The 7719-nt window shown below is 41.5% G+C and carries 7 protein-coding genes; 3 read left to right on the top strand and 4 right to left on the bottom strand.

Annotated elements, in window-relative coordinates:
• Positions 1–140, top strand: a 140-nt coding sequence (locus tag EKM69_RS11915; protein ID WP_164505916.1) for a transposase, incomplete at its 5' end; no start/stop codon positions are given.
• A 662-nt stretch (positions 141–802) separates the two neighbouring features.
• Here EKM69_RS11915 and trpS read toward each other — a convergent pair.
• Positions 803–1825 carry a tryptophan--tRNA ligase gene (gene trpS, locus EKM69_RS11910; protein ID WP_125711305.1) on the bottom strand — a complete coding sequence of 341 codons (1023 nt, stop codon included), beginning with the start codon at positions 1823–1825 and terminating at the stop codon, positions 803–805.
• 292 nt (positions 1826–2117) lie between these two features.
• Here trpS and helD point away from each other — a divergent pair, with 292 nt between their 5' ends.
• Complete coding sequence (helD, locus tag EKM69_RS11905; protein ID WP_125711304.1) at positions 2118–4394, top strand: RNA polymerase recycling motor HelD; 2277 nt, start codon at positions 2118–2120, stop codon at positions 4392–4394.
• A 47-nt stretch (positions 4395–4441) separates the two neighbouring features.
• Here helD and EKM69_RS11900 read toward each other — a convergent pair whose 3' ends face one another.
• Positions 4442–5593, bottom strand: coding sequence for a SufD family Fe-S cluster assembly protein (locus EKM69_RS11900; protein ID WP_125711302.1), 1152 nt, complete (start codon positions 5591–5593; stop codon positions 4442–4444).
• 59 nt (positions 5594–5652) lie between these two features.
• On the opposite strand from EKM69_RS11900, the gene moaC reads away from it, so the two are divergent.
• Positions 5653–6141: a cyclic pyranopterin monophosphate synthase MoaC gene (moaC, locus tag EKM69_RS11895; RefSeq protein WP_125711300.1), complete on the top strand. Its 489-nt coding sequence runs from the start codon at positions 5653–5655 to the stop codon at positions 6139–6141.
• Here the strand turns inward: moaC and EKM69_RS11890 are convergent.
• Complete coding sequence (locus tag EKM69_RS11890) at positions 6138–6473, bottom strand: metal-sulfur cluster assembly factor (protein ID WP_125711298.1); 336 nt, start codon at positions 6471–6473, stop codon at positions 6138–6140. The two genes, moaC and EKM69_RS11890, sit on opposite strands and share 4 nt — an antisense overlap.
• Positions 6474–6475: 2 nt before the next feature.
• Entirely contained in the window at positions 6476–7474 is a 999-nt protein-coding gene (moaA, locus tag EKM69_RS11885) for a GTP 3',8-cyclase MoaA (RefSeq protein WP_125711296.1), read from the bottom strand.
• Positions 7475–7719: the final 245 nt, after the last annotated feature.

The raw sequence follows: 7719 nt of genomic DNA, 5'->3' as shown, positions 1-7719 counted from the left end.
CGCAACGCTGGGTTATCGAACGCAGTTTTAGCTGGCTAGGAAAATATCGGCGCCTCTGGCGCCATTGTGAGCGAAAGCTGAACACCAGTAAGATGATGATTAGCTTAGCCTTCCTGCGAATACTCTTGAAAAGATTCTAAACACGTTCTAAGACTTATCGTTGATAAAATCAAGAGTTATGATGATGAAAATGTTTTCTTTGATTAGATGTTTTTTATTGAGATGTTTGAGGGGGATTTTTATGGAGGTGGGATTTTGGTGGGAGGTTCACTTCCGGTTTTGCGGGGGATTCCGAGAATTGCGACCGTGGAACGCCATGGACGCCACTTTGAACCAATCGAGCAAAGTGCGCTCGCTTGTTTCAAAGCTGGGTCTTTCACTAAGCGGTAAACCGCTAAGTGAAATTTCATGGCTGACGGTCGAATTCTCTCCATCCCCCGCAAAACCTAGGTTTGTACATCTCATCATATGGGGTGGTGGTACGGGTTTGTTTGTTTACTTGTGGTAGGTATTTCTTCTGGCCTGGTGTTGTCCTCTGTTGTTTGGTTTGTGAGGATATCCTTTATTTTTTTTGTTTTCCCTCCACTCCTTTTTAGGTTTCTCTTTCAACCTTCTATTTTTAATCCTCTCTATTTCTCTCTTCCATTTATTCCTTCTCCTTCTTCTTTCTTTTTGCTCTCTCTTGCTCCTTCGTCGCCGAGATCCGCAGTTGCATTTCTTTTGGTAAAGATATTTATGCTACATAAAAAGAGGAAGAATTCTGTTCGAATTCTTCCTCTTCTACATTTATAAAATTTTCTCTCTATTTCTTATCGAAATAGTTCAAACCAATAGCATCTCTTACTTCTTTTAATGTTTGGTTGGCAACTTCGTTTGCTTTTTGGCTACCCTTTTCTAACATTTCGTAGACTGCTGGGATGTCTTTTTCGTATTCGGCTCTTCTGTTTCTGATTGGTTCTAGGATTTCTTGGAGGACGTCATTTAGGTAACGTTTTACTTTGACGTCTCCTAGGCCTCCTGCTTGGTATTGTTGTTTTAGTTCTTCTACTTTGGCTTTGTCTGTTGCGAAGGCGTCTAGGTAGGTGAAGACTGTGTTGCCTTCTATTTTACCTGGATCTTCTACGTGGACGTGGTCTGGGTCGGTGTACATTGACATTACTTTTTTGGTTACTTCATCGGCTGGATCTGATAGGTAGATGCAGTTTCCTAGGGACTTGCTCATTTTGGCATTTCCGTCGATTCCTGGTAGTCTTCCTTGGCCTTTTGGTGGGAAGACTCCTTCTGGTTCTACTAGGACATCCCTGTCGTAAGTTCTGTTGAAGGTTCTTACTATTTCACGGCATTGTTCGATCATTGGTTCTTGGTCGTCACCTACTGGTACGGTGTCGGCTTTGAAGGCTGTGATGTCGGCTGCTTGACTTACTGGATATGTTAAAAAGCCGGCTGGGATGCTTTGACCGAATTTCTTTTGTTGGATTTCTGATTTTACAGTTGGATTTCTTTCCAAACGTGAAACGGATACTAAGTCTAAGTAGTACATTGTTAATTCGTTTAAGGCTGGGATCTGTGATTGTACTAGGATGTTTGTTTTTTCAGGGTCGATGCCGACTGATAGGTAGTCCAATGCTACTTGTACCAAGCTATTACGAATCTTCTCGGGATTTCTGGCATTGTCAGTTAATGCTTGCATGTCGGCAATCATGATGAACATTTTGTATTTGCCTTCGTTTTGGAGTTCGACCCGGTTTTTGAGTGAGCCTAAGTAATGTCCAATGTGAAGTTTTCCTGTTGGTCTATCACCAGTTAAAATTGTATTCGTTGCCATATTTATTCCTCCTCGTACATCATCATTAAAAAAAGCGCCCTATTGTATTATCAATAGGACGCTTTAGCGTGGTACCACCTGTTTTGTAGAATTAATTTCTACCACTTTAGGTTATACGGTGACCACCCATTCTCCATTTCCCGATCCAAGGTCGGTAGTTCTTCCAGACTAGAAACTACTCTCTGATTCAACTTACTTGAATTAGTACTTAAAAATGACTATGATTTAATGTACTTTAATTTCGATATAATCATAAGGAATTTAAAGAAGATTGTCAATTCGAGGTAAATTCATGACCACAAAAGACAGCAAGGAACAAGAACAATTACGTGTCGATAAAGTAGCCAATATTATCGACGATAAAATTGAAAAAGTCACTCACGACTTGGACAAAGCCCATTCTGAAACGGGCAAGATCGAACGGAACTACGGGGAAAATACCAAGGTCAATACTTTTGAAGTCGATGACCAAATGGAAACTAATGCTTCCGTTCAGCAACAAAAACAATTAGTTTATTTAGCGGTCGAAAACGAAAATATTTTAAAGGCTAATCAGAAAAAGCTGGAAAACTTACAAGGATCGCCTTATTTCGGTCGGATCGACATTGTTGAAGATGGTGAAAAAGATACCTTATACATCGGGACTTCAACACTGCAAGATGACGATGGCGACTTTTTGATTTACGATTGGCGCGCACCGATCTCCGGGATTTACTACAACGGAACGCTCGGCAAAGTCAGCTATCCGACACCAACTGGTAAAGCCGAAGTCGACTTAAAACGCAAACGCCAATTTCAGATCGTCCATAATCAGATCCGCAACATGTTCGACACTAACGAAACTGTCGGCGATGAGATCTTGCAATCAGTCTTGTCGGAATATAGCGACGAATATTTAAAGAATATCGTAGCTACGATCCAACATGAACAAAATACTATCATCCGTGACGTTCACTCGGATGTCTTATTAGTTCAAGGTGTCGCAGGATCCGGAAAGACTTCCGCAATTTTGCAGCGGGTCGCCTTTTTGCTATATCACAGCCGTTCCAGTTTGAACGCTGATCAAATTATTTTGTTTTCACCAAATAAGCTTTTTAGCAATTACATTTCCGAGGTTTTACCTAGTTTAGGTGAAAGAAATATGCGCCAAGTTACGCTCAATGAATTCATTTCACTGCGTCTGACCGGGATCCAAGTCGAGACCTTATTCGAACGCTATGAAAAAGACGAACGCAACTTACCTCAAGACATGGTCGATATTCGCTTGTACAAGGAAAGCGCCCATTTCTTGGACGACTTGGAAAAACTGGAAAATGACCATAAGGATCACTTGCTTTATTTTGAAGACATCATTTTTGAAGGACAACCTTTCTTCACGAAAGATGAGATTTCAAAGATCTATCAAGCTCAAAACAAAGCCTACAGCATCCCTGACCGCTTTTTAAAGACAAAGAACATCTTGATCAAGCGTCTACAAAAACGGATCCATGAGGACCGCGATGACGATTGGGTCCAAGCCGAGATCGATAACTTGTCGGATGAAGACTTCCAACAGATCATTACCGATCACAAGATCGAAGAGTCGACTAACCAACGCTCGATCATCGCCGAAGAATTTTTGAAGGATCGTTACGCTCCGATTTACAATGCTTTGATCAACAACTATTTCTTCGACCCTTACAAAGAATATTTATTCTTGCTCAGCCACATGCAACAAGATATCGTTGACCAAAAGATCTGGGACACGATGATCGAAGCTATCGATCACAACGTTGAAGCTCATAAGCTTAGCCTCAGTGATTCAGTCGCCATTTTATACTTGCGTGACTACATCACCGATTCAGGCATCAACTCATCGATCCAACACATTTTCATCGATGAGGTCCAAGATTACACGATGGCCCAGCTCAAATACATCGAACACGCCTTCCCAATGGCCAAAATGACCTTATTAGGTGACCGTTCGCAAGATGTTTTGACTAGTTCCTACCGACAAAAAGATCTCGTCACGGAAGTATCGGAACTTTTCGATAAAAAGCACATGACCACGATCAGCTTGAATCAAAGCTATCGTTCCACTGCTGAGATCACCAACTTTGCTAGCCAATTATTGCCAAAAACCGAAAAGATAAAAGCCTTCTCAAGAAGTGGCGAAAAGCCGACGGTCAAGGTCTTTGATGAAGAACATTACTTCAACGGTTTGAAAGATTGTGCTCGTGAATTGAATCGGCGTTACGAAACTGTTGCTATCTTGACCCGTAACCAAGCACAAGCAGAACAAGTTTATGCTCACCACGGCGACGAAGCACTAGTGACCTTAGTCGACGCCGACTTCCGTTCCGTACCAAAAGGTATCATCGTCCTGCCGATTTATTTGGCTAAAGGACTAGAATTTGATGCCGTTATCGCTCACGACGTCTCAGAAACTAACTATCCTGACGATCGTAGTCGCGATACATTGTATACAATATGCACCAGAGCCATGCACGAATTAGTTATTTGTGCCGACACGAATGTCTCTCCATTGATCAAAACTGGCGTGGATTCTTCGCTCGTCGTAATGGACTAAAAAAAGCGTGATCGGAATTTTACTTTCGATCACGCTTTTTGTGTACCTTAATTTTTGAACAGTTTATTAATTTCATCAACAGCAATTTCATTTTGAGATTCAGCGACTGCTTTCAAAAATACGTCTTTTTCAGTTGCATCGGCAATTGGCTCAGTTTGATTAACTGATTCGTCTGCTGAGATAACTTGAGTGATTTTTCCAGCTCCCGAGATGGGATCAGCAAGATAGTTATCGTTAGCATCTTTTTGAAGGGCATTGACGTGCATTTGAACGTTAGACAAGTCGCTACCGACACCAGTTTGAACGACCTTACTCTGCTCTAAATCTTTGTAATCTAAAGTCGTTTCCCAATCATAAGTTTGTTGAGGTTCACTTTGTAAAATGTTGGTCGTCGTATTTACTTGGGCGGATTTATGAGCTTGCTTAGTAACCACTCTTTCAATCGTCTGACCCAGATTTTTGGACACGATATTCGTCGTCACCTTTGATTCACGCGAAGCTTGGGTGTGTCGGCGGATCGTTGCTTGTGTATTTGGGCCGAGGTCTTCGATAGCAGTGAAGTTGATCGAACTCTTCGGACGGGCCAGTGTTTCCACGATCAAGTCGAGCGGATTGCTTTTTTCACCGATTGTCTGTAAACGTTGAACAACTTTAACGCTGCTCCCCTCATCAGCATAGACGAACAAATGCGTCACAAGTGGTTCATCATCTTGACTATCCTGGAGCATGTTCAAATAAACCGTATCCTGCAACTGATAATTTTTCGGAACGTATAAAAACAGTCCGCTATTCAACAAAGCCATATGAGTTGCACTATTTTTATCTTGAGCTTGAGGCAATAATTTTTTCAAAAAATAGCCTTCGATCAGCCGTGGATGTTGGCGAAAGGCAGTAAAAATGTCGGTCAAGATGACGCCGTTGTCTTCATCATCTTCGTCCAAAGTATTTTCCAAAGTCGACTGACCGATCTGATAAACGCCCACCTCATCTTCATTAACGTGGGCAGCATTCAACAGCTCTTTAGTCAATTTGACCTTGTTAGGAGCCTGCAATGGCAATGGCGCAAACTGCTCATTTTTTAAAAACTCAGGTGCACTTTCAATTTGTTCCAAAGCGTCCAGACGACGTTTGACCAACCAATGCGGCTCGCCATGTTCATTCGCATAAGTTTCTAATTCAGCTGAAATTTCGTTCGACATTTTCACTCTTCCTTTTTGCTTTGTTATAATGGGGTCATCAATTCTAGGAAAGCGGTTAAATTATGGATAAACTTACTCACTTCAATGATCAAAATCGGTCAAAAATGGTCGATGTTACAAATAAAAAAGTCACATCTAGAACGGCCATCGCTACCGGTCAGATCAAAATGCATCCGGAAACGTTGCAACGGATCCACGAAGGTAAAATAAAAAAAGGCGACGTGCTGGCAGTAGCCCAAGTCGCCGGTATTATGGCAGCTAAACAAACTAGTTCGTTGATCCCGATGTGTCACTTGATCCCCTTGACTGGGGTCGACATCCACTTCGAAGACGACGGAGAATCGATCATCACTTGCTCGGCTCAAGTAAAAACTAAGCACGTCACAGGTGTCGAAATCGAAGGCCTACTCGCCGTTCAAACTGCCCTACTAACTATTTATGATATGTGTAAAGCTATCGACCGTGGCATGATCATCAACGATGTCCACTTAGTTGAAAAAATGGGTGGCAAAAGCGGTCACTTCGTCTTCGATGAAAAAACCGACTAACCGTGAATACCTAAACTAATTTTTCCAAAACGACTGATCATGGATGGATTCCATGCCGGCTGCCAGACCAGATTGATCTGACAATTTTCGATACCCGCAACTCCCTTAGCAGCTTTAGTAATTTCGTCTGCAAGCAAGTTACTCAACGGGCATCCCATAGTTGTCAAAGTCATCGTGATCAGGCAGTCTTTTTCTTTGACCACAACATCGTAGATCAAGCCTAAATTAACCAGGTCGATACCTAATTCAGGATCGATCACTGATTCAAGTGAACTCATAACATCATTTTCGATCGGTGAAAACTCTTCACCTTGGCCTAAAACTTCTTCCATGATTACCCTCCGATTTGACTCATGTGTCTCCAAGTTGGAGCTTTATCAATAATCCGATCAGTTTCCGACATAGCCATCTCATGATTCAACGGCTTATTGTCCAAAGATCTTTGAATCAACGCTCTAAATTTATCCTTATCAGGAATAGCCTCACGAATATTGATCTCTTCGTTCCAATACAAGCAAGCCTTAACGTAACCATCAGCAGTGATCCGCAGACGATTACAATTCTCACAAAACTTAGCACTAATAGGATGGATCAAACCAAAACTACCAGCATAACCTTCGATCTGATAATTATCCGAAGGCCCATTACCACGAAGCTCGATAGGAGAAAACTCCAACCCATTCTCGTGACAAATATCAAAAACATTATCCAACCCAACATACTCTTTTTTCCAAGTCTTCAAAGAATTACCAATAGGCATGAATTCAATAAAACGAACATTAACATCGTTTTCCTTAGTAAAATTCAAAAACTCCAAAATCTCATCATCATTTTGGCCCTTGATCAAAACCGTATTAAGCTTAATCTTCTTAAACCCAAGATTAGCAGCCACCCGGATCCCATCAAGAACTTGCTCGATATTACCACCACGAGTAATCTCCTTATAACGCTCAGGATTAAAAGTATCCAAACTAATATTCAACCGATCAAGCCCAGCCTCTTTCAAAGCAGCAGCTTTCTTAGCAAGAAAAAGTCCATTAGTAGTAATAGAAATATCATCGATCCCCTCAATCTCATTGATCCGACGAACAATATCAACCACATCAGTCCGCAAAAGCGGCTCCCCACCAGTGATTCGAACCTTCTTGATACCCATATCAGCAAAGTTTTGGATCAACTGAACGATCTCGTCTTGCGATAAGACTTCGTCAGAAGGGAAAAATGGCAATCCTTCTTTAGGCATACAGTAAACACACCGTAAGTTACAACGATCAGTGATCGATAATCTGATGTAGTCATGTAGGCGATCGTATTGGTCATATAGTTTATCCATAATAATAAGCCCCCAGAAGAATTATTTGATTACATTATGGCATAGAGTGAAAACGATTTTAATTCGGGGATTTACTAATTTTTGGGAAAAGAAAAAAACGCAAATTGCAAGAACAAGTTAGCCACCCCGAAAAAATAAAAAAAGCTTAAGATCTATCAGGATCGGAGTGCCAGATTATTAGTAGCCGCAGGCCAGGGCGAATGCCTCCTGGGGTTTTTTGTATCCTAGTTGTTTCCTTGGTAGTT

Source organism: Companilactobacillus zhongbaensis, assembly GCF_003946515.1.
Lineage (GTDB): Bacteria > Bacillota > Bacilli > Lactobacillales > Lactobacillaceae > Companilactobacillus > Companilactobacillus zhongbaensis.
Note: the sequence above shows the minus strand (reverse complement) of the source record. Positions and strands in the feature narration are given on the sequence as shown.